Source organism: Paraglaciecola sp. QJM3NY_14 (assembly GCF_056173245.1).
In genome coordinates, this window is the sequence record NZ_CM149664.1 from 4710941 (window position 1) to 4732128 (window position 21188).

The window sequence follows — 21188 nt, forward strand, 5'->3', positions numbered from 1 at the left end:
CTACATTACTGAGGCTAGCGGCACACTGGGTAAACTTGGTTGATTGATTAAATGGTCTTGTTGCCAAATCTGCTGCATTTTTTGTGCATCGATATTTCCCCCAGACAAAATCACCACCACTTTTTGCGGTGCGCTTTGCTTGGCCAAATAGTTGACCACACCATGCATACTCATGGCGCTTGTGGGCTCAACATGCAACTTTAATAAATGCTGTAGCCACTGCGTCCAGTAGGCGATTTGCGTTTCATCCACCTCGTAAAAACCGTCTAGCTGTTGTATTAGTGGATAGGTATGTTCGCCTACCGCTGGCGTTGCGGCGCCATCCGCGAGTGTTTTAGCCGGTGCTATTAAGCGCTGAATACTGCCCAAGCGCAAAGATTGCGCTGCATCGTTACCCGCCAGTGGCTCACTCGCGATGACTTTAGTTTGTGGGCTTAACGCGCGTGCGGCTAGCATGCTACCTGAGGCTAAACCACCTCCGCCACAAGGCATGAATATGCCATTCACGTCAGCGGTTTGCTCTAGAATTTCAGCCGTTACTGTACCCTGCCCCGCAATGACATCCGGGTGGTTAAAAGGCGGGATCCACAACGTGCCGGGCTCATTTGCTGCTTGTGCTACTGCATTGTCCGCTTCATCTCGTAAGGGGAATAAGCGCAACTCAGCCCCGTAAGCGCGAGTGGCAGCGGCTTTAATTTTTGAGATGTTTTGTGCGCTAAATATAGTCGCAGGAATATCAAACAAAGATGCAGCATAAGCCACCGCTTGGGCGTGATTGCCCGAACTGCTGGCTACCACTCGTTTAATGGGAACACCTTTCTCTTTCGCATGCAGCAGGGTATTCAATGCGCCGCGCAACTTAAAAGCACCAGTGCGCTGTAAGCATTCAGTTTTGAACAAAACCTCGTGCCCCAGCCAACGATTGAGTAATGCAGATGTCATCAGTTCACTCGTACGCACATAACGCGAGATACGTAATCTAGCCGAACTGATATCAGCAAAGTTCACACTAGGCATGTAATAACAACTCCTTGATAAATAAAGCCGATAAATACTTTAGCATGAGCAAACACCCGTTATTAGTTCTCTTTTTGCACAAAATCGGTTTTACTAAGCAAAATCTAAAAAGGAGAACAACATGGGATTACTTGACGCCATCATGGGCAACGCATCTGAAATCGATGTCAGTGATGTGAGCGAAGAACTAGCACCGATTATCGGTGCCACAGAAGAGGTTCAGCAAGTGTTTAAAGTGGTACGCGATATGTACGTATTCACCAATAAGCGCTTGTTGCTGATTGACAAACAAGGCTTGACCGGCCGCAAGGTGGATTATCATTCCATCCCTTATCGAGCCATCACCCAATTTAAAATTGAAACCGCCGGGCATTTTGATTTAGACGCCGAGCTGAAAATTTGGGTGTCGGGGCAAGACCAGCCAATTGAAAAAGAACTTAAGAAAGACACAGTGGTTGGCATTCAGCAAACCCTAGCGACACACATGTTTGCTTAACGGACGCCTCATTTGAGCAAGTACGAAAAAGGCGACTGAACAGTCGCCTTTTTACGTTTCAATATTCATTTATACTTGAATATTAATGCTATTACTTCATATCGAAATGACGATTAAAGAAGTTAGTAATTGTGTGAAACAAATGAATACCTGTTTGCTTGCCACGTATACTGTGTTTCTTGCCTGGGTAATCCATGCTTTCAAACGGGATAGCCAAATCTTGTAAATGTTTATATAGCTTGGTGCTGTTAGTAAACAATACGTTATCGTCTGCCATGCCATGGTAAATCATCAAATCACCGGTCAGATTCTTTGCATAAGGGAAAACAGAAGAAGCGATGTAAGCATCTTCATCTTCTTTTGGGTTACCCATGTAACGCTCGGTGTAATGGGTATCGTATAACCCCCAGTCTGTAACGGGCGCACCAGCAACACCGGCTTTAAAGTATTCACCGGCTTTAAACATGCTCATCAGTGACATATAACCGCCGTAACTGTGGCCATAAATACCAATACGTTCTGGGTCGACATAAGGCAATTTACGCAAGAATTTTACCCCCGCTATTTGGTCATCTACTTCTGTGCTGCCCATTTTCTTATAGAGGGGATCTTCAAAGCCTTTACCGCGGTAGTTCGAGCCGCGATTGTCCACTGAAAACACCACATAGCCTTTATTTGCCCAGTACTGCATTAGCAAGCCACGATTGCCACCCCAGCTATTTGTCACCACTTGTGCATGAGGGCCACCGTATACGTAAACAATAACAGGGTGTTTACCTTGAATTTTTTTCGGTGTGTACAAACGATAATAAAGCTCTGCGCCATCTTCAGTAACAAAGCTATCGAGCGTTGGCTCAACCCAATCCCTTTGCAATGCCGCTAATGGGTGACCTGCTTTAATCGCATTTTCACTTAACCAAGCTAAGTGCTTACCATCGGCCTGATGCAAGCTGACCTGCCACGGCGTATTAGCTGTCGAGAATTTATCCACATAAACAGAAGCATCGTCGCTGAAGCTAGGCGCGTGGGTACCTCTGCGTTGGCTTATTTTTTTGATATCGCCACCAGCAATAGCGACTGAGTAAATGTGTTGCTCAAGAGGCGTGTCAGCGCGGCCAGTAAAATACACTAGGCCTTGCTTTTCATTAATGGCTTCAATTTCATCCACCACCCAGTCGCCTTTCGTCAACTGACGTACCAAGGTGCCGTCAGTTTTATATAGGTAAAGGTGTTTATATCCGCTTTTCTCTGATGCCCAAATAAAATGCTTATGGTCATTTAAAAAGTGCAGGTCATCATTTAAATTAACCCAAGTGTTGCTGGACTCTGTCAGCAATACGCTTTGCTTGGCTGTTTTGCTGTCAAACGCGCGTAGCTCAAGAGCTTGTTGGTTACGGCTTTGCCATTGGTAGGTTAACGTTTGGCTGTCTTTCATCCAATTTACCCGAGCAAGGTAAATGTCTTGTTCTTTACCTAGGTCAACCCATTGGGTGTCGCCGCTAGCAAGATCTTTTATCGCAAGCTTTACCGTAACATTCGGCGTACCCGCACTTGGGTAACGCTGATTGATCATTTTAATAGAGTCCGCGTAAATTTCGCTACGAGTAATTTCGTCAACCGGCGACTCATCCACTTGAGTAAAAGCGATTTTGCTTTCATCTGGTGACCACCAGTAGCCTGTCATGCGGCCCATTTCTTCCTGAGCGACAAACTCCGCCATGGCATTTTTGATTGGACCTTTGCCATCGAACGTTAGCTGGGTTTCTACTTGAGTCTTGATATCTTTGATGAACAGATTTTGCTCACGTACATAAGAGATAAAGTTCGCTTTGGGTGAAAAACGAATATCAGTTTCAAATGCGTCTGTGTCCAAAATCTTTTGCGCTTTGTCATCCCCTAAACGGAAATAGTAGGCATCTCCCGCTAACGGAAACAACAAAGCCTTGCCATCGTCTGACCAAAAGTAATTCACTATGCCTGAGCCACTAAGACGCATGCGCTCACGGCGAGCTTTTTCCTCATCAGATAAGGTTTCAGGGCCGCTATGTAAGTCGTCTGAGTTGAACAACATTTGGGTTTTCCCCGTCGCAATGTTGTATTCCCACAGGTCGTAACGCTCGTAATCTGTGGTTTTCCCCTGTAAAAAGGTCACGCGCTTGCCGTCTGGGGAGACTTTAACGCTATTCGGTGAGCTGCCTTCTAAGGCGGGAGAGTCAAAAATGCGTTCTATCGTTAGATTTTCAGTTGCCATTGCCGGTACCACCAGTGAACATAACAAGATCCAAATGAGATTTTTCATTATTATCAGTATCCTTTAACCATAAGCTGCGTATTGTAATGACTTGATCCGCATAGGTAAAACATGAAGAACAGAAATACGGCACTCGTTTTAGGCGCAACAGGTTTAGTAGGTAAAGCTTTAGTGACGCAACTACTCGTAGATTCGCGTTATGGCAAAGTAACGTGTCTGGTACGAAAGCCGCTGAAACACAGTGACTATCCCGACCCAAAGGGCATATTAGAGCCCATCGTTATCAACTTCGATGCACTGCAAGACTACCAAGGGTATTTTAACGCTGACCATATTTACGTGTGCCTAGGAACCACTATTAAGCAAGCGAAAAGCAAAGCCGCCTTTCGTAAAGTCGATTTTGAGTACGTGCACATTGCAGCGCAGCTTGCCCGGGCACAAAAAGCACAAAGCTTTGTGTGGATATCTTCGGTGGGAGCCAACGCCAAAAGTAAGAGCTTTTATTTACGCGTGAAGGGTGAATTAGAAAACGCCATATTGAACCTGTCAGGTTTACAGCAACCCAGTGCAGTGCGCCCATCACTATTGGTTGGGGAACGCTCAGAAACACGCTTCGCCGAGCGCATAGGAATTGTATTTGCCAAACTTATTTCTCCATTGTTGTTTGGTCGTTGGGCGAAATATAAGCCTGTGAGCGCAAGGCAAGTGGCCGCGCATATGATAACCCTGCAAGACTTCTTCCCTAAAGGGAGGGCTGAATGAGCTCTAAAACACGTTTTGAAAACAGCGCTAAAAAGGACGTTCAATGAAGCGCCAAGGGTTTCAATTTAAACAGTTCTTTATTGAGCACCAAGATTGCGCCATGAAAGTCGGCACCGACAGCATCATGCTCGGCAGTTGGGTGACGGGGGGTGATTTAATAAATGCCTCAGAGACACAAAGATTCCTAGACATAGGAACGGGTAGCGGCTTGTTAGCTATTATGCTGGCCCAAAAAAGCAGTGAACAAACCCATATTAGCGGAATTGATATCGATAAGGATGCTATTGGTCAGGCCACACGCAATATGGCCAACAGCCCTTGGTCGCATAGACTCGATGCGCAGCAAGCCAGTGTGCAATCATTCACACAAAACCGTGATAACCCCAAATTTGCCCTTATCATCAGCAATCCACCGTATTTTAACAGCCCGATTCTAACGCATGATAAACACGCCCAGAAACGCGTGGCCGCGAGGCAAACCAGTGAGCTAACACATCACACGCTACTCAATAATGTGATGCGATTGCTTGCCCCCTCAGGTGTGTTTTACTGTGTTTTACCCAGCGACGTTAGCCAAGCATTTATTGAATTGGCAGACCCGTTAGGGTTAAGTTTAATAAAGCAGTTAACGGTGTTTTCTAAACCCGATACAAATGCCCTTCGAGAACTACTTGCCTTTCGCTTTAATGACCCTTCCTGTATACGCGACACCATTAGTCGTGCCCTTACTACCCCTGAGCCACCGACCCGTGACACCTTGACTATTTATACACAAAGTCACCAATATTCAGACCAATATAAAGCACTTTGCAAAGACTATTACTTAAATTTTTAGTTAGAGCTTGCGCATAAATGCGACAAAAAACGCTAGATAGTTGAGTGAAAATTACCTAATGTGAAGATAAGCGAACGAAAAAGAGTCCGTTTGCTTATCTTCAGGAGGTTACTATGCGTGCTGTACCGCTACCAAACTCCGTTTCATCTTTGACTGACCGCTTACACGTGTTGGAGTTTCATTGGCATGGCGTCGGTCTGCAAATTCCTAAATTTGCCTTGTATGCTTGTGTGCCCAACCCGACTTTCACCTGCTTCGTACAACGTCATCACAGGCAAATTGCCATCATGGAATTTGGCCGCTACACCTTGCCTATTCTGGATCCACTTGAAGACGACTTAGAAGACCACGCTAACTTCGTGGCCATTGTCAGTGTGGCCAGAGGGAATCGCTTTGGTTTGTATGGATTTCCCACCGACAGTGAAGGGTATGAGTTCACTCTGCCCATGGATCACGAAAGTGTTCCTAGGATTGTCCAGTATTTCATCTGATGATGAGTGACTAACGAACGGTTATTCGGAATAGATATGGCATTTCATATGCGAGAACATCGTGTATGCGAACGTGTTAAGCGTCTCGTGCCAAGCCTTTCTCGATGCTGCGAATTAACCGCTGATTTAAGCGTTTTTCTTGCGGGGCCAATAACGAATCGTCTCGAGGCGTAATATCGTCGATGGCCACGACTGAGATGCCTTGTGCTTTTTTTAGGTCCTGCTCATTTAGCGCCCAGCGAGCATGCTCTTTCACCAAATCTGTACCGTGAGCAGCTAACGCTGTGATTGCCTCATAGGTATGCGTTGAATAAGGTGCATTGCCTAAGGCAATCGAGATATTGCGTTGCCAACGTTCATGCCCTATGCGACGAATAGCGGACCCTTCGGTATTTTTTAAAAACGTGCTCTCGTCCCACATCGCCAACTCGGCTAATGTTCTACCTTGTAAAACGTCTCTGGGGTGAAAATCAGTTTCATTGGTAATTTTCGCGTAGCGATTCCACGGGCAAATCAGTTGGCAATCATCACAACCATAAATGCGATTGCCCAAGGCACGGCGAAACGCTTTTGGGATAGCCCCTTTTAATTCTATGGTTAAGTAGGAAATACAGCGTTTAGCATCTACTACATAAGGTGCGACGATCGCCTGGGTAGGGCAAATGGTAATACACGCATTGCAGCTGCCGCATTGTTCTTCAACTGGCTCATCAACCGGTAGCGGAATATCGATAAACAACTCCCCTAAGAAAAACCATGACCCGCCTTGTTGATTCAACGTAAGCGAGTGCTTACCCGTCCAGCCGATACCGGCTTTTTCCGCCAGCGCATGTTCTAGCACAGGGGCGGAGTCTACGAACGGCCTAAAATTAGCGGTTGTACATTCTGTGCGAATTTTTTCGCCCAGTTTTTTCAATCTATTACGCAATAATTTGTGGTAGTCACGGCCCAATGCGTAACGGCTTATATAAGCTGACTCTTTATTTTTTAACGTGTGAGCAAATTTGGCATCTGGGGGTAAGTAATCCATACGCACGCTAATAACGCGCAGGGTACCGGGCAACAACTCAGCTGGCCTCGCGCGCTTCATGCCATGCTCAGCCATAAAGTTCATTTGCCCATGATAGCCACTGTCCAACCACGATTGCAGCTTGTCTTCATGAGTAGATAAATCAATATCAGCAATACCAACTTGTTGAAAGCCTAGCGCTTCGCCCCAAGCCTTGATATTTTGGGCTAATTGATGGAGATCATATTGTGCAAAAGACATTAACAACCTTGACGGAAAATTGGGCGCCGAGCAGTTTATCACAGAAAGTTTTTCTCGCGCAGCAGGTACGTCAACAGGAAAAAGCCGCCGCGGCAGCCAGCGGCTATCAGATGTACGCGTTAATGCAGCGTGCGGGGCAAGGTGTATTCCGCCATCTCAAAGTCATCTTTCCCTATGTGCATAATTTACTAGTAGTAGTAGGTGCCGGCAACAATGCGGGTGACGGCTATGTGGTTGCCACCTTGGCTAAATTTTTTGGCTGGCAAGTGACAGTGGCCGCCCTTGTTCCGGATAAACCACTGCACGGTGATGCCTATACTGCGCAGCAGACTTGGTTATCAGAAGGCGGAGAGATTATTCCATGGCGAGATGCAGATTTTTCAATTTATGACGTTGTCGTCGATGGCATTCTCGGCACAGGATTAAATGGCCAAGTTAGAGATGACGCCCTTGATCTCATCAATGCTGTCAACGCGTCGAACCTGCCAATATTGAGCATTGATATACCTTCAGGGCTAAATTCTGATACGGGCGTTCCACTTGGTGCCTGCGTACAAGCCGATTGTACCGTCACGGTAGTTGCCCTAAAAGCGGGCTTGCTGACAGGACAAGGCAAATCATATTGCGGCAAGCTCATCTATGATGATTTAGATATAGCAGATGCTTTCAATGCGATTGCCACGCCTCATGCTTACTTGGTCAATTATGCCCACTTACCCACACTGAATAAACGTGAAGCCAATGCCCACAAAGGCCACTTTGGCCGTTTGCTGACGCTGGGTGCCAATACAGGCATGCCAGGCTCGTTACGTTTGACGAGTGAAGCTGCGCTTCGCACAGGCGCAGCGCTAGTGCGAGCTTATTGCCATAGCGACAGCCGATTGCCTATCTCCATGGGTCGCCCAGAGTTAATGTTAGCCAGCGACCAACTTTCATCACAACTTGATTGGTCTTCCTGCATCGCTATGGGACCAGGTTTAGGCACTGACGAATGGGCTGTGTCGTTATTTAATGAGGTAATGAACCATTTACATTCGACGCAAAAACCCTGCGTTATTGACGCCGATGGACTCAATTTGCTGGCAGACGGTAGTGCTTCACACCAAAGCGCGTTGTCAAAAGAGCGCAGTGTGATCACCCCTCACCCAGGAGAAGCAGCGCGTTTGCTGGGTAGCAGCGTTGCCGAAATCGAGCAAGACCGTATAAAAGCAGCCCAGGCACTGGCGAACAAATATAATACCGTAGCGGTACTTAAAGGAGCTGGCAGCATCATTAGCAATGGTGAACAAAGCTGGATTTGCACTGACGGCAATCCTGGTATGGCAACCGCCGGGATGGGCGATACACTCACGGGGATAATTGCTGGGCTTCTTGCCCAAAAGATGACGGCCACGCAAGCGTCTTTATATGGGGTATGTTTGCACGCAAATGCTGCGGATAACGTTGCCCACCAATATGGTCAACGTGGTATGCTTGCCAGCGATCTTTTTGAACCTTTACGAATATTAGTTAATCCCACATGAAGCATTCTTTTTATTTAGCGGATGAGCAGGCCACAACTGAATTAGCTGGGCAGCTTGCCAATCTCTGCAGCCGCGCTACGGTCATTTATCTGGAAGGAGATCTCGGTGCAGGGAAAACCTCTTTTTGCCGCGGTTTTATTCACGCTTTAGGCTACAAAGGGCGAGTTAAAAGCCCCACCTATACACTGGTGGAGCCATACGAAATAAATGACTGGCGCATATTTCACTTTGACTTATATCGTCTATCTGATCCTGAAGAGCTAGAATTTATCGGGATCCGTGATTATTTTGACGACGACTGCATATGCTTAATCGAATGGGCAGATAAAGGCGAAGGCCTCTTGGCAGCGGCAGATTTACACATTAGTATTGAATTTATTGAAAATAGTCGCTCGTTAACTGTGCAAGCAAATAACGAATATGGACAAACACTACTGAGCGAATTGGCCCAAAAATGAAGTATCTTTGGCAAAAAATAACAGCGGGAATTTTCAGCATTATGCTGCTCTTGGTCGTTCCTGCTAGTTTCGCCAAAAATGCCATTGATAGTGTCCGAATTTGGCCCTCACCCGGCAGCACTCGGATCGTATTTGATCTTGAAGACACACCTGAATATAGCTATTTCACCTTAGGTAACCCTGATCGCTTAGTCATTGATTTGGCGGACACTGAGAAAAATTTCGACTTTGCTAAACTCGCGAATAAGAGCCCTTTAGTTAAAAAAGTTCGCTATAGCTCAGCCAAAGAAAAAGGCAGCATACGGGTTGTCATTGAGTTAAAGAAAAAGCTCGAAAGCACGCTATTTGCCTTGCCACCGACCGAGCCCTATCGAAATCGTTTAGTAATAGATTTAGATGATAAAAACGCCCCTCAAACTGCCCCTACTGTTGTCAAACACAATAATTCTCAACAATCACGTGACATTGTGATCGTGTTAGATGCAGGCCATGGCGGTGAAGACCCTGGGTCTATTGGCCGCGGCGGCACATTTGAAAAAAATATCACCCTGAATGTCGCCCAGCGCTTAGCCAAACTGATCGATGCCGAACCCGGAATGAAAGCGGTTATGACGCGCTCAGGCGATTATTATATTTCCCCTAATAAACGCCCCGACATCGCCCGCAAGCACAAAGCAGACTTGCTGATATCAATACACGCCGACGCCTTTACTACACCTCAACCGCGAGGGGCTTCGGTGTGGGTATTATCTATGCGCCGCGCTAATTCAGAGTTAGGCCGTTGGATGGAAAAATCAGAACGCCACTCTGAGCTACTTGGAGGGGCTGCAGAGGTCATTCAAGACACCGCAAGCGAGCGCTACTTAACACAAGCCTTGCTAGATATGTCTATGGATCACTCTCTCACCACCAGTTACGATTTAAGCCGTAAGGTCATAGGCAAGTTGCGGGGCATCACCAGAATGCACAAAAAAATCCCCCAAGCGGCTAGCTTAGCGGTATTAACCGCGCCTGATATTCCGTCCATTTTGGTCGAAACGGGTTTTATCTCAAACCCAAGCGAAGAGAAGAATTTGAATTGGTCCAAATTCCGTCAGCAACTGGCCGATTCAATCTTTACCGCGGTGAAAACCCACTTTTTAGACTCCCCGCCTGATGATTCATTGTGGGCAAAACAGAAACGCCATAATCGTACTCACAGAGTGCGCAGCGGCGAAAGCCTATCGTTACTTGCCCAGCGCTACAATGTAGACGTAGGTGATATTAAAGCCGCGAATAACTTAAGCTCCGATGTAGTACGCATAGGACAAGTGCTGACTATTCCTCGCACTTAGTCCGTTATACAATAACGCCACAGCTCAATTATCTTTTTAAGGTCTTTTTTTGTCAGCCACCAGTGCAACGATACGTATTTTACCCGCTCAACTTGCTAACCAAATCGCCGCAGGTGAAGTGGTGGAAAGACCTGCGTCTGTTGTTAAAGAATTAGTTGAAAACAGTCTCGACTCTGGGGCCAGTCAAATTGATATCGAAATAGACAAAGGTGGGCATAAGCGCATTTGTATTCGCGACAATGGCGGTGGTATCGAAAAAGACCAGCTGGCACTTGCTTTAAGTCGCCACGCCACCAGTAAAATTAACTCCCTAGACGACTTAGAGCACATTCACAGTTTGGGCTTTCGCGGAGAAGCTTTAGCCAGTATTAGCTCAGTGGCACGCTTAACATTGACCTCAAAACCCATAAATCAGCCACAGGCATGGCAAGCCCACGCAGAAGGACGCGACATGCAGGTGCAATTAAACCCTGTGGCTCATCCTGATGGAAGTAGTGTTGAGGTGATTGATTTATTCTTTAACACCCCTGCTCGGCGTAAATTTTTACGGGCTGAAAAAACTGAGTTCAATCATATTGATGAGGTCATCAGGCGTATTTCGTTAAGTCGCTTCGATGTGAGCTTTAGCTTAAAGCACAATGGTAAATTACTGCGCAAATACCCTGCGCTTACTGAGCAAACCGATCACCTTAAACGCTTAGGGGCGATTTGTAATAAGGATTTTGCCAATACGGCCATCGCTTTAGACAGCCACTATCAAGATATGGAATTAACCGGCTGGATAGCCCCACCTGATGCAACGACCCAGCAATCCGATGTGCAGTATTTCTACGTAAACGGTCGCATGATGCGCGATAAGTTGATTAACCACGCCATTCGCCAAGCGTTTGAAGGCGTTATCAGCCCTGATTCATCGCCAAATTACGTGCTGTACTTAAACATTGCGCACCACGAAGTGGATGTAAATGTGCACCCAGCCAAACATGAAGTACGCTTTCATCAAGCTCGTTTAGTCCATGATTTTATCTTTCGTGCGCTTGCTGATGGCATCCATCAATACTTTAGCAACACACCAGCGCAATCTGGGCCCAGCCAGTTGGCAGAGGTGGCGCTGCAACACGACTACATTGCCCCTCTTCAATCGGCCCAGCAATCATCTACCGGTGTTGCTGAAGGGGAGCCTGCTTCCCAGATGCATTCTTCATCGCCAGATTATTCGTCGGCCCTAAGTAGCGAGTCATTAACGTCTGACAACCACCCACTCAAAAATACAGCTGGGCGCGCTCAAGTTCTTGGCTCTGGCTCTGGCTCTGGCTCTGGCTCTGGCTCTGGCTCTGGCTCTGGCAATAGTTTATCGGCACAGGCGGTAAAAGGTTACCAACAACTCATGAGCACCCAGCATGTGCTTAACAGTGACGTGACACACTCCGCCCAGAATGAGCACTTATGCGTGCCGGTGGACGAAGAAAGACTATTGGTGCTGTTTGAAGCTCAGCACTATGTGTTAACCATCCGCGCCCTTGTGGCGGCGCACATCAGTACCACCTTTGATACAGATAACTGTGTGTCACAACCATTGCTGATGCCAGTTTCAATTGTCGCTGACCAGCCCGCACTTCAGCGAGCACAAGCCATGTATGAAGCGCTACTGAATAACCGTGTAGAAATCGGTTGGAGTCAAAAGCGCGTTATCTTGAAAAAGGTACCATCTGGAATGCGCCATCTACCTTGGGCAAACATACTGCCCGAGTTACTTGATAAAGCCGTTTCAGATGAAAACGAGGTTAAAACACATTTATTTAATTGCATCGCATTGCATTCACCAAAACTTACCCCACTTCAGATGCATGAAACGTGGACAGCACTCATTGCTTACCCACGTACGTTTGAAACTTTGATGAATACAGCGGTGTTATTACCGCTGGCAACTTTAGTAAGCGCCCATATTGAATCAACACACTGACAATCAACAGCTTCCACCTGCTATTTTACTCATGGGGCCTACGGCTTCCGGTAAAACCGCACTGGCCATTGAGCTTTGTCAGGCCCTTCCCTGTGAAATAATCAGTGTTGATTCAGCGTTAATTTATAAAGGGATGGATATTGGTACCGCCAAGCCCACGGCCGAAGAGCTTGCTCAAGCCCCCCATCGACTCATCGACATACTCGACCCAGTACAAAGTTATTCTGTGGCTGAATTTAGACGCGATGCTTTAGCAGCCATGCAAGATATTACTCAGCGCGGACGTATTCCATTGCTGGTGGGTGGCACCATGATGTATTACAAGGCATTAACCGACGGTTTATCCACTTTACCTCAAGCAGATCCACTGGTCAGAGCAGAAATTGAAAAGCAAGCCGAGAAAAATGGCTGGCAAGCGCTACATCAGGAATTACAAGGCATAGACCCGGTTTCAGCACAGCGCATTCACCCTAATGATCCTCAGCGTTTGAGCCGTGCTTTAGAGATTTATCGCATCAGTGGTAAATCTATGACCGAATTAAGTTTGAATAAACAACCTTCGGCCCCATATCAATTTTCACAATTTGCTATAGCACCATCAGACAGACATATTTTGCACGATAGAATCGCACAACGCTTTGATATTATGCTGAATTCTGGTTTTGAAGATGAAGTTATAAAATTAAAATCTCGAGCAGATTTACATTTAGATTTACCGTCTATGCGCTGTGTGGGTTATCGACAAATGTGGCAGTATTTAGACGGTGAAAATAGTTACCAAGAAATGCGCGAAAAAGGCTTGGCAGCCACCAGACAACTGGCTAAACGCCAACTAACGTGGTTACGCAGTTGGCAAAACCTACATTGGTTAGATACCTTTTCAAAAGACAATTTGACTAATGTGATGAAACTCAGCAGAATTCGTACGTGAGCCGCGAGCTATACAGCCTTTTTAAATTCTGTATACTGGGCAAAAAGGCGAGTTTGATAATAAAAAGAAAGGATAGATGATGGCTAAAGGGCAGTCTTTACAAGACCCATTTTTAAATGCGCTACGCAAAGAGCGTATTCCTGTATCAATTTATCTTGTCAACGGGATTAAATTGCAGGGTCAAGTTGAGTCATTTGACCAATTTGTCATTTTGCTAAAAAACACCGTCAGCCAAATGGTATATAAGCATGCAATTTCTACCGTCGTTCCTTCACGGGCGTTACCGGTTGCTGCTACTAATCCTCATGCGGATGCTGACGAGAACCAATAGTTAGTGAAGGTCCCAGGAGAACGGCTTGTTTGACCGTTATGAAGCAGGCGAACAGGCTGTATTAGTACATATAGATTTTTCTGATGACAACAGCAAAGAAGATCTACTAGAACTTCAGTTGTTGGCCACATCTGCGGGAGTAAGCGCGGTTGATGTCGTTACTGGCAGCCGTAATGCTCCTCATACGCGCTATTTTGTCGGCAGTGGCAAAGCAGAAGAAATAGCGAACACCGTTAGAGCATCTGAAGCTGATGTGGTTATTTTTAATCACAGCTTATCGCCCTCTCAAGAACGTAACTTAGAGCAATTATGTAAATGCCGTGTGCTGGATCGCACCGGATTGATTTTAGATATTTTTGCGCAACGTGCACGTACCCACGAAGGTAAGTTACAAGTAGAGCTCGCCCAACTTAAACATATTTCTACACGTCTTATCCGCGGCTGGACTCACCTTGAGCGTCAAAAAGGCGGGATAGGCTTGCGTGGTCCAGGCGAAACACAATTAGAAACCGACAGACGTTTGCTGCGTGCGCGTATTAAAAGTATTCAGGGGCGGTTACGCAAAGTACAAAAACAGCGTGAACAAGGCAGGCGCGCGCGAGTGCGGGCTGAAATCCCGACCCTAGCGCTTGTGGGTTATACCAATGCCGGTAAGTCGACCTTGTTCAATACGATCACTCAGTCTGAGGTATACGCAGCGGATCAACTATTTGCCACGTTAGACCCAACATTGAGACGAATTGAGTTACAGGACGTTGGCCCAGCAATATTGGCTGACACGGTTGGATTTATTCGCCATCTTCCTCATGATTTGGTCGCCGCTTTCAAGGCAACACTTCAAGAAACGCAGCAGGCAGATTTATTACTCCACGTGGTTGACTATTCCGATGACCAATTTCGTGAGAATATCGATCAGGTTAATGAGGTATTGGATGAGATTGACTCTGACGAAATACCCCAATTAATGATTTGTAACAAGATTGATCGCATGGACGGCGTTGAGCCACGGATCGATCGAGATGAAAACGGCGTACCAACTCGTGTCTGGATGTCGGCACAGCAAGGCTTAGGAACTGAATTATTGTTCGAAGCACTGAGCGATTGCCTAGCACAGAATATGGTGCGGCATCAGTTACGCATTCCGCCGCAAGAAGGTAAACTACGAGGTGATTTGTTTAATTTAAACTGCATCTCTGAAGAATCTTATGCCGATAATGGTGACTGGTTAGTAGAGATACATATGCCTCTTGCAGATTGGCAGCGTTTGGCAAAACACTCTGATGCTGATTTAGCAGCCCTTATTGTGAAAAGCACTGAAGCATAGCGGTTATCCGGTACGTAGAATTTATAAACAGAATATATATGATTAACTATTTGGAGAGTAAAGATGGCTTGGAATGAGCCCGGTGGTAACAATAACGATCCGTGGAAGAACCGCGGTGGTCGCGATCAAGGTCCACCTGATTTAGACGAAGTATTTAAAAATATTTTAAATAAATTTGGAAAGTTCGGTGGTGGCAAAGGCGGCTCTTCTGACGGCAAAGGCTTCGGTTTGGGTCTTGGTTTGGTTGTTGGCCTTTTAGTTATCGTTTGGTTCATCAGTGGTTTTTACACCATACGTGAAGCTGAGCGCGGTGTGGTATTGCGTTTCGGTGAGTTCAGCCACTTTGTTGAGCCTGGTCTACGCTGGAAACCGACGTTCGTTGATAATGTGCTACCCGTTGACGTGCAAACGGTACGTTCACTGCCTTCTTCCGGCTCTATGCTGACCGAAGATGAAAACGTGGTGCGGGTAGAGATGGAAGTACAATACCGTATTCTTGAACCGTATAAGTACAGCTTCTCGGTGACTAGCCCAGAAACAAGCTTGAGCCAAGCGTTTGACAGTGCCATTCGCTACGTAGTGGGTCATTCAAAAATGGATGACATCCTCACCAGCGGCCGTGAAGTGGCACGTCAAAATGTACGTGACGAACTTCAAGCAATTTTAGAACCCTACGATATGGGGATCTCAATAGTTGATATGAACTTTAAAGATGCCCGCCCTCCAGAAGAGGTGAAAGCCGCATTTGATGACGCTATTGCCGCCCAAGAAGATGAGCAACGCTTTATCAATGAAGCAGAAGCTTATTCTCGTGAAATCGAGCCTCGTGCTCGTGGTCAAGTCAATCGTATGGCTGAAGAAGCGCAAGCATATAAAGAGCAATCTATCCTGCAGGCGCAAGGTGAAGTTGCACGATTCGAAGAGTTGCTTCCTCAATATAAAGCAGCCCCTGAAGTGACGCGTAGCCGTATTTACTTGGAAACGTTGGAAGAAGTGTACGCTAACACCAGCAAAATCATGGTAGACACCAAAGGTAGTGGCAACATGCTTTATCTACCACTAGACAAAATCCTGGAAAAACAAGCCTCCAGCACATCGCCATCAACAAACCGTAGAACGCTAGAAGGTTTACGTAATCAAGATCCAGTATCAAATAGTGGCTCACAAGATAATGGCATTCGTAGTGGCAGTTCACGTAGTGGGAGAAACTAAGCGATGAAAAATTTCTTAATCGTCATCATTATCGCACTAGGTGCATTGGTCCTTAGCTCACTGTTTGTCGTGGACGAAGGTGAAAAGGCCATCGTGATTCAATTTGGTAAAGTTCAACGTGATAGCGACAGCGGTGAAACCGTGGTTTTCGAGCCCGGCTTACACTTTAAGCTACCGCTAATTGACCGCGTTGTAACCCTAGACGCACGTATTCAAACATTGGATGAAGTAGCTGACCGTTTCGTTACGTCAGAGAAAAAGGACTTAATCGTTGATTTATACGTCAAATGGAAAATCAAAGACTTTGCTAAATACTACTTGGCAACAGGTGGCTTTAAAGACAACGCTGAAATCCTTTTACAACAAAAAGTAAACAACGGACTACGTTCTGAATTTGGTACTCGTACCATTTCGCAAATCGTATCTGGTGAGCGCTCAGAGTTGATGGACGAAGCGATGGCGCAAGCATCAGATAGCTCAGATGAACTCGGTATCGAAATTGTTGACGTACGTGTTAAGCAAATCAACTTACCGCTGGAAGTACGTAACTACATTTTCCAACGTATGCGTACTGAACGTGACGCGGTTGCCCGTGAGCATCGCTCTGAAGGTAAAGAGAAAGCTGAATTCATCAAAGCAAATATGGACGCAAAAGTGACCGTAATGCTTGCTGACGCAGAACGTAACGCCCGTAAATTACGTGGTGAAGGGGATGCAAAAGCCGCTGAAATTTACGCTAAAACCTATACCAAAGACGCTGAGTTTTATAACTTCCTACGTAGTATGGATGCATACAAGAACAGCTTCAGCAACAAGCAAGACGTCATCGTGCTTGAGCCTGACAGTGACTTCTTTAAGTACATGAAGAACGAAACAGGCAAAAATTGATCTTGTTTATAAGAGCTGTGTAGAAGGCTCTTTGAAAAGAACGTGAAAAGCGCCAATTTGGCGCTTTTTTTATGCTTGTTTTTTATGTCCTGCGGACAACTATCGCCTTTGCCCAAGGCGTACAGCTTTGCTGCTTACTTATTGTGGTGCCTTATATCCGAAAACGTAACCGAAGAAGAAAATCGTGCTATATCAAGCGGCTGTCACATTCACCTAAACAATTGGCCGTAAAAGGGCGAATTAACTATGCGCAAACAGCGAATTAGGACAATGCTCCATCGTCTAGAAAAAAAGTGAGGTCTATAGGAGGGAATCTCAGAAATACTCTCTGGGTAAATACGGCTTTATTTTTCTTCTTCAATACCCCCGACGTTTCCAGAATTGAATTTCGCCATCACCGTGTTCTATTAGTACGCTGAAGGTTTTTTCTGCTAATACTTTGCCATTTAGTTCTATCACCATTCGCCAGTCTCCCACTTTATTTTCTATAGGCGGCCAGATGGTGTCCCCTAGATAGAAGTCCCAGTCGTTGTTGTCTACGTACACCTCGCCTTGGAACGGGGGCATGATGTTTCCTTTGTCGTCAGGAATATCTGGATGATAAATCCAGTACGTAAGCTTTTTGCCCTTGGCTTTTTTACAGTTAATAATAAAACCGAATTCTATATCCAGTTCGGCTGGAATGTCCGTGGTGAAGGTTTTTATCTTGGGCAAGGCTTTGTCATGTTCATCCCAGTGCTTGTATATGCCATAACTGGTGATATCAAAAGACGAGCGTAATTTAGACATTACGCTGTCCCTCGTGCTTTCTTTGATATAAGCATTGTTCTACGTCAGAGGAATTACCGAGTGACAATGGTTTGTGCCCCTTTGACCAAATTTTCTTTGTCAATTTTATCCGGTACTTGGGTGCCTTTACGGGCCAATGGTCTGGCTTCGATGCTGTTCTTCCAACGTACTAAATTATCCAGGCCTGAAATATCGATGCCTGACCATTCGTACGTGCGTACCCAGCACCAATTTGCCATATCGGCAATGCTGTAATCCCCTGCGAGGAATTCATGCTTCGCTAATTGTCCGTCTAATACTTCGAACAGACGTCGGCCTTCTTTTTGGTAACGCTCGATAGCCGGTTGAATTTTTTCAGGGAAATAACGATAAAACACGTTGGCTTGACCCATCATTGGCCCTACCCCGCCCATTTGAAACATTAACCACTGGATAACTTGCGAACGGCCTTTGGCATCTCTGGGGATGAACTGCCCCGTTTTTTCAGCTAAATACAGCATGATCGCGCCGGACTCGAACACGGCGAAATGATCTTCGTCTTTGTCCACCAGCACCGGGATTCTTCCATTGGGGTTACGTGCTAGGAATGCAGGAGTTTTCTGTTCTTGCTCCATTAAGTTGATGTTGTGCACTTGGTAAGGCAACTGCATTTCTTCAAGTGCGACAGAAGCTTTCCAGCCATTAGGAGTAGACGAGGTATACAAATCAAACATGAAGTATCCTTTTTATGCTTTAGCGGCTGGGCGTGCGTTAACGGCATCGTACCAACGTTGTAAGTGTGTTTGCTCTGGTGAAATCCGCACATTAACGACTCGACCGAAATCGATTGAACATACCGCTGTGATATCCGCAATACTGAATCTATCGCCCGCGATAAATTCATGCTCAGCTAACCGATTGTTTAAAATGTCGAGAAACTTAGCGGCGTCTTGCCCGGCGACTTTTCCATACTCAGGCACAGGCGTCATACGATCTTTGAAATATCCCGTAGAGTGTTGAAAACACATGCCGATTTGCATGAAAAGGCCGAATTCACACTGGCGCTGCCACATGTCGATTTGTGCTTTTTCTAATGGCGTGCTGCCCATTAGGGGGCTTCCTGGATGCAGCTCTTCGAAGTAGCGACAAATTGAGACAGATTCATAGATGCACGTGCCGTCGTCTAGTTCCAGCACAGGCACTTTAGCCATGGGATTACGGGCGCGCATAGCAGGGCTTAAATTTTCACCGCCTTGTATGTCGACTTGAACGTACTCCATGGGAAGGTTTTTTTCGGCCAGAAAAAAACGCACTCGACGGGGCGTAGGTGCGGTTTGCGTTTCGTATATTTTCATTTCACGGCTCCAGTGTCAGTTGCTGCACTGGGCAATGAACACATGTAATCAGTTATGCTGTAACCAATATCGGTTTTTCAGCGTTTGGTATTGCTCAGTTTTTTTATATTCTTTTAGTGCACTGTCAATCAAAGGAATTAATTCCTTATGTTTATTATGCACATAGTGATAAAGGGGTACAGTAATAATTGTTCTGTAGGAGCTGTTACTGATGAGCAATTTGTTGTCGATAATCTCGCTGGCACCGAGCACCATTAACCCTTGTTCATTGTCATTGAACGCACGAAATAAGGTCTCGACCGTATCGTACTTTTTGAGCTTAACCTGGTTCTCGTTGGCCCAGTTATTAACGACCAATAAATCATTAATAACGGATACTTCACTCGCTTTTGGCAGGCTAGTGGCACACATATCGAGATCTTTACATACCAAGTAAAACGATACATTGGCTAAAGGTTCCGGAATTTGCTGCAAAGAAGGAGCAAGATGTTTGTAACCGTCAACTCGGATTAACTCTCCATCCCCGCCAAATCGATAAGCGTTAAGTGACGCTTCAAGGGAGCCAAACCGCGTGACTGATATGCCATAGCCCAATTGCTGATAAATATCTTGCATCAAGTTTGAGGCAAAAAATGACTCTTTCAATCCAGTGACTGAAGCAAAATATAGTTGAGGAAGTTCAGCGGCTTGCGCATAAGTATTCATCTCATAATCGACATGAGTGCGCTTCAATATTCCCTCACGCAAGGGGGCTGAGTTATCTTCGTAAATACTTTTAGCGATACTTCTCGCAGCATTTTTCGCAATATCATCCTTGGCTTCACGATCAAAAAACTGCACCAATGTACTTGAGTTTGCTAGTGAATTGGCCGCAGTCTTAACTCGGTCGCTGGGCAAATCTTGAGTAAATTGAGTATTTACCACAGGCAGTGAATCAAACCCCATGGCCATTTCTTTGTTATTAGCCAACAGAAATCGTAGCAATGGCGCCAAGTGAGCCTTGTTTTTAGCTGAGCGGGGCACCACCCATATCTCCAACGGAGCGACCTCGGCTTGGTTCATTTGATTAGCCTTAGGGAACGAGAAAAAGCCGATATCTTTGTTCCGCATGGGGTCGATAGTCCCTTCTGCAAATTGTCCCATTAACGTCATTGCTGCTTGCTTAGCTTCGACTACTTTCATTACTTGTTGCCAAGTCCAGTGGCGCTGCGGCGCAAAAAACCATTCCTTTGAAAGTAACTGCTCAAATTGTTTTAAAAACGTTTCTGTCGTTGGGCCTGCCAATGCTTGCCCATCAATGACTTGCTGACGAAATTCGAGTCCGCCGGCGTCTAATGACAAATAATCTAACCACGCAAGGGCGGGCCAGCCTTCTTGCACTGCTTGGACCAATGGATTTGCACCTTGCTCTTTTATGCGCTGGCAAAGGGCTATGAATTCTTCCCAGTTATTGGGTGGTTTTACGTTGAGTTCCTGAAAAACGGCTTTGTTATAGTAAAAACCCCAGCCGTATTGTGCGATTGGAAGCGCGTAAGTTGCAGCGTCTTCATTGGAAACGCTTTGCTGCGTGACACTGTGCAATACCGCGGGTTGAATAGACCTTTGTAACTCTTTCCTTGGCAGTAAAGAGTCTATTGGCTGTATCACATCTTGTGCAATCAGCGAGCGAAGGCGCTCTCCTGCCTGCCAATAGAGTAAGTCGAATTCACCCGTTTCAAGCCACCGAGGTAATAAGCGTTTGAATTCTTTATCGCTAAAGAAGGTTACCTTGACATCGTATTGGCTAGATTGGGATGAAAAGTCGTTGAACGCCCCGCGGTATATATCACTTTGACGTTCGTTTGTGGTCAAAACCGCTACAGACAGTACCTGCTGTGCTTGAGCAATCGCCGAAAAGCTAAGAAAGAATAAAACTCCCCATAGGATGTTAATGATGTTACTCATATAAATACATGTCCAGCTCAAGCAAGTTGTAAAGG

20 protein-coding genes are annotated in these 21188 nt (G+C 45.9%); 13 read left to right on the plus strand and 7 right to left on the minus strand.

What is annotated here, in order from left to right; all coding sequences use genetic code 11:
• Entirely contained in the window at positions 1-1017 is a 1017-nt protein-coding gene (locus AC0VYA_RS20075; RefSeq protein ID WP_475489442.1) for a serine/threonine dehydratase, read from the minus strand.
• A gap of 121 nt (positions 1018-1138) precedes the next feature.
• Here AC0VYA_RS20075 and AC0VYA_RS20080 point away from each other — a divergent pair, with 121 nt between their 5' ends.
• Positions 1139-1513: a PH domain-containing protein gene (locus AC0VYA_RS20080; protein ID WP_473476605.1), complete on the plus strand. Its 375-nt coding sequence runs from the start codon at positions 1139-1141 to the stop codon at positions 1511-1513.
• Between the two features lie 91 nt (positions 1514-1604).
• Here the strand turns inward: AC0VYA_RS20080 and AC0VYA_RS20085 are convergent, their stop codons facing one another.
• On the minus strand, positions 1605-3812 hold the full coding sequence (locus tag AC0VYA_RS20085) for a S9 family peptidase (RefSeq protein ID WP_475489443.1): 2208 nt from the start codon (positions 3810-3812) through the stop codon (positions 1605-1607).
• Positions 3813-3875: 63 nt separating this feature from the next.
• On the opposite strand from AC0VYA_RS20085, the gene AC0VYA_RS20090 reads away from it, so the two are divergent.
• The 3 genes from AC0VYA_RS20090 to AC0VYA_RS20100 all read left to right on the plus strand — a co-directional run bounded on the left by AC0VYA_RS20090 (position 3876) and on the right by AC0VYA_RS20100 (position 5852).
• Positions 3876-4526 carry an NAD(P)H-binding protein gene (locus AC0VYA_RS20090; RefSeq protein ID WP_475489444.1) on the plus strand — a complete coding sequence of 217 codons (651 nt, stop codon included), beginning with the start codon at positions 3876-3878 and terminating at the stop codon, positions 4524-4526.
• A 43-nt stretch (positions 4527-4569) separates the two neighbouring features.
• The gene (locus tag AC0VYA_RS20095; protein ID WP_475489445.1) at positions 4570-5361 is read left to right on the plus strand and encodes a tRNA1(Val) (adenine(37)-N6)-methyltransferase; all 792 of its coding nucleotides are present in this window, start codon (positions 4570-4572) and stop codon (positions 5359-5361) included.
• 113 nt (positions 5362-5474) lie between these two features.
• Positions 5475-5852 carry a hypothetical protein gene (locus AC0VYA_RS20100; protein ID WP_475489446.1) on the plus strand — a complete coding sequence of 126 codons (378 nt, stop codon included), beginning with the start codon at positions 5475-5477 and terminating at the stop codon, positions 5850-5852.
• Positions 5853-5928: 76 nt separating this feature from the next.
• Here AC0VYA_RS20100 and queG read toward each other — a convergent pair whose 3' ends face one another.
• Positions 5929-7122: a tRNA epoxyqueuosine(34) reductase QueG gene (queG, locus tag AC0VYA_RS20105; protein ID WP_475489447.1), complete on the minus strand. Its 1194-nt coding sequence runs from the start codon at positions 7120-7122 to the stop codon at positions 5929-5931.
• Between queG and AC0VYA_RS20110 the strand changes: the two genes are divergently transcribed.
• From AC0VYA_RS20110 to hflC, 9 genes are all read left to right on the plus strand, one after another.
• Positions 7110-8645 (plus strand): NAD(P)H-hydrate dehydratase, encoded by a 1536-nt coding sequence (locus AC0VYA_RS20110; protein WP_475489448.1) that lies wholly within the window; start codon positions 7110-7112, stop codon positions 8643-8645. The two genes, queG and AC0VYA_RS20110, sit on opposite strands and share 13 nt — an antisense overlap.
• A complete protein-coding gene (tsaE, locus tag AC0VYA_RS20115; RefSeq protein WP_006994039.1) occupies positions 8642-9103 on the plus strand; it encodes a tRNA (adenosine(37)-N6)-threonylcarbamoyltransferase complex ATPase subunit type 1 TsaE in 462 nt (153 codons plus the stop codon). Before AC0VYA_RS20110 ends, tsaE begins: the two co-directional genes overlap by 4 nt.
• Positions 9100-10437 (plus strand): N-acetylmuramoyl-L-alanine amidase, encoded by a 1338-nt coding sequence (locus tag AC0VYA_RS20120; protein ID WP_475489449.1) that lies wholly within the window; start codon positions 9100-9102, stop codon positions 10435-10437. Before tsaE ends, AC0VYA_RS20120 begins: the two co-directional genes overlap by 4 nt.
• A 49-nt stretch (positions 10438-10486) precedes the next feature.
• A complete protein-coding gene (gene mutL, locus AC0VYA_RS20125) occupies positions 10487-12400 on the plus strand; it encodes a DNA mismatch repair endonuclease MutL (RefSeq protein WP_475489450.1) in 1914 nt (637 codons plus the stop codon).
• Complete coding sequence (gene miaA, locus AC0VYA_RS20130) at positions 12384-13331, plus strand: tRNA (adenosine(37)-N6)-dimethylallyltransferase MiaA (protein ID WP_475489451.1); 948 nt, start codon at positions 12384-12386, stop codon at positions 13329-13331. The genes mutL and miaA overlap by 17 nt, the downstream gene beginning before the upstream one ends.
• A gap of 79 nt (positions 13332-13410) precedes the next feature.
• Positions 13411-13662, plus strand: coding sequence for an RNA chaperone Hfq (gene hfq / locus AC0VYA_RS20135; RefSeq protein ID WP_006994043.1), 252 nt, complete (start codon positions 13411-13413; stop codon positions 13660-13662).
• A gap of 25 nt (positions 13663-13687) precedes the next feature.
• Positions 13688-14986 (plus strand): ribosome rescue GTPase HflX, encoded by a 1299-nt coding sequence (hflX, locus tag AC0VYA_RS20140; RefSeq protein ID WP_475489452.1) that lies wholly within the window; start codon positions 13688-13690, stop codon positions 14984-14986.
• A 63-nt stretch (positions 14987-15049) separates the two neighbouring features.
• On the plus strand, positions 15050-16198 hold the full coding sequence (gene hflK, locus AC0VYA_RS20145) for an FtsH protease activity modulator HflK (RefSeq protein ID WP_475489453.1): 1149 nt from the start codon (positions 15050-15052) through the stop codon (positions 16196-16198).
• A gap of 3 nt (positions 16199-16201) precedes the next feature.
• On the plus strand, positions 16202-17086 hold the full coding sequence (gene hflC, locus AC0VYA_RS20150; protein ID WP_033185239.1) for a protease modulator HflC: 885 nt from the start codon (positions 16202-16204) through the stop codon (positions 17084-17086).
• A gap of 357 nt (positions 17087-17443) precedes the next feature.
• Here hflC and AC0VYA_RS20155 read toward each other — a convergent pair whose 3' ends face one another.
• From AC0VYA_RS20155 to AC0VYA_RS20170, 4 genes are read right to left on the minus strand one after another with little or no spacing between them, the layout of a single operon-like run.
• Positions 17444-17875, minus strand: coding sequence for a DUF3859 domain-containing protein (locus AC0VYA_RS20155; RefSeq protein ID WP_475489454.1), 432 nt, complete (start codon positions 17873-17875; stop codon positions 17444-17446).
• Between the two features lie 53 nt (positions 17876-17928).
• Positions 17929-18588, minus strand: coding sequence for a glutathione S-transferase N-terminal domain-containing protein (locus AC0VYA_RS20160; RefSeq protein WP_473476630.1), 660 nt, complete (start codon positions 18586-18588; stop codon positions 17929-17931).
• 12 nt (positions 18589-18600) lie between these two features.
• Positions 18601-19209, minus strand: a complete 609-nt coding sequence (locus tag AC0VYA_RS20165; RefSeq protein WP_475489455.1) for a glutathione S-transferase family protein — start codon at positions 19207-19209, stop codon at positions 18601-18603.
• Between the two features lie 48 nt (positions 19210-19257).
• Positions 19258-21153, minus strand: coding sequence for an ABC transporter substrate-binding protein (locus AC0VYA_RS20170; protein WP_475489456.1), 1896 nt, complete (start codon positions 21151-21153; stop codon positions 19258-19260).
• Positions 21154-21188 lie beyond the last annotated feature (35 nt).

What these genes read in the sequence shown, in the direction of transcription:
- AC0VYA_RS20075 (WP_475489442.1), bottom strand. Translation starts at nt 1,017, where the DNA reads ATGCCTAGTGTGAACTTTGCTGATATCAGTTCGGCTAGATTACGTATC.
- AC0VYA_RS20080 (WP_473476605.1), top strand. Translation starts at nt 1,139, where the DNA reads ATGGGATTACTTGACGCCATCATGGGCAACGCATCTGAAATCGATGTC.
- AC0VYA_RS20085 (WP_475489443.1), bottom strand. Translation starts at nt 3,812, where the DNA reads ATGAAAAATCTCATTTGGATCTTGTTATGTTCACTGGTGGTACCGGCA.
- AC0VYA_RS20090 (WP_475489444.1), top strand. Translation starts at nt 3,876, where the DNA reads ATGAAGAACAGAAATACGGCACTCGTTTTAGGCGCAACAGGTTTAGTA.
- AC0VYA_RS20095 (WP_475489445.1), top strand. Translation starts at nt 4,570, where the DNA reads ATGAAGCGCCAAGGGTTTCAATTTAAACAGTTCTTTATTGAGCACCAA.
- AC0VYA_RS20100 (WP_475489446.1), top strand. Translation starts at nt 5,475, where the DNA reads ATGCGTGCTGTACCGCTACCAAACTCCGTTTCATCTTTGACTGACCGC.
- queG (WP_475489447.1), bottom strand. Translation starts at nt 7,122, where the DNA reads ATGTCTTTTGCACAATATGATCTCCATCAATTAGCCCAAAATATCAAG.
- tsaE (WP_006994039.1), top strand. Translation starts at nt 8,642, where the DNA reads ATGAAGCATTCTTTTTATTTAGCGGATGAGCAGGCCACAACTGAATTA.
- AC0VYA_RS20120 (WP_475489449.1), top strand. Translation starts at nt 9,100, where the DNA reads ATGAAGTATCTTTGGCAAAAAATAACAGCGGGAATTTTCAGCATTATG.
- hfq (WP_006994043.1), top strand. Translation starts at nt 13,411, where the DNA reads ATGGCTAAAGGGCAGTCTTTACAAGACCCATTTTTAAATGCGCTACGC.
- hflK (WP_475489453.1), top strand. Translation starts at nt 15,050, where the DNA reads ATGGCTTGGAATGAGCCCGGTGGTAACAATAACGATCCGTGGAAGAAC.
- hflC (WP_033185239.1), top strand. Translation starts at nt 16,202, where the DNA reads ATGAAAAATTTCTTAATCGTCATCATTATCGCACTAGGTGCATTGGTC.
- AC0VYA_RS20155 (WP_475489454.1), bottom strand. Translation starts at nt 17,875, where the DNA reads ATGTCTAAATTACGCTCGTCTTTTGATATCACCAGTTATGGCATATAC.
- AC0VYA_RS20160 (WP_473476630.1), bottom strand. Translation starts at nt 18,588, where the DNA reads ATGTTTGATTTGTATACCTCGTCTACTCCTAATGGCTGGAAAGCTTCT.
- AC0VYA_RS20165 (WP_475489455.1), bottom strand. Translation starts at nt 19,209, where the DNA reads ATGAAAATATACGAAACGCAAACCGCACCTACGCCCCGTCGAGTGCGT.
- AC0VYA_RS20170 (WP_475489456.1), bottom strand. Translation starts at nt 21,153, where the DNA reads ATGAGTAACATCATTAACATCCTATGGGGAGTTTTATTCTTTCTTAGC.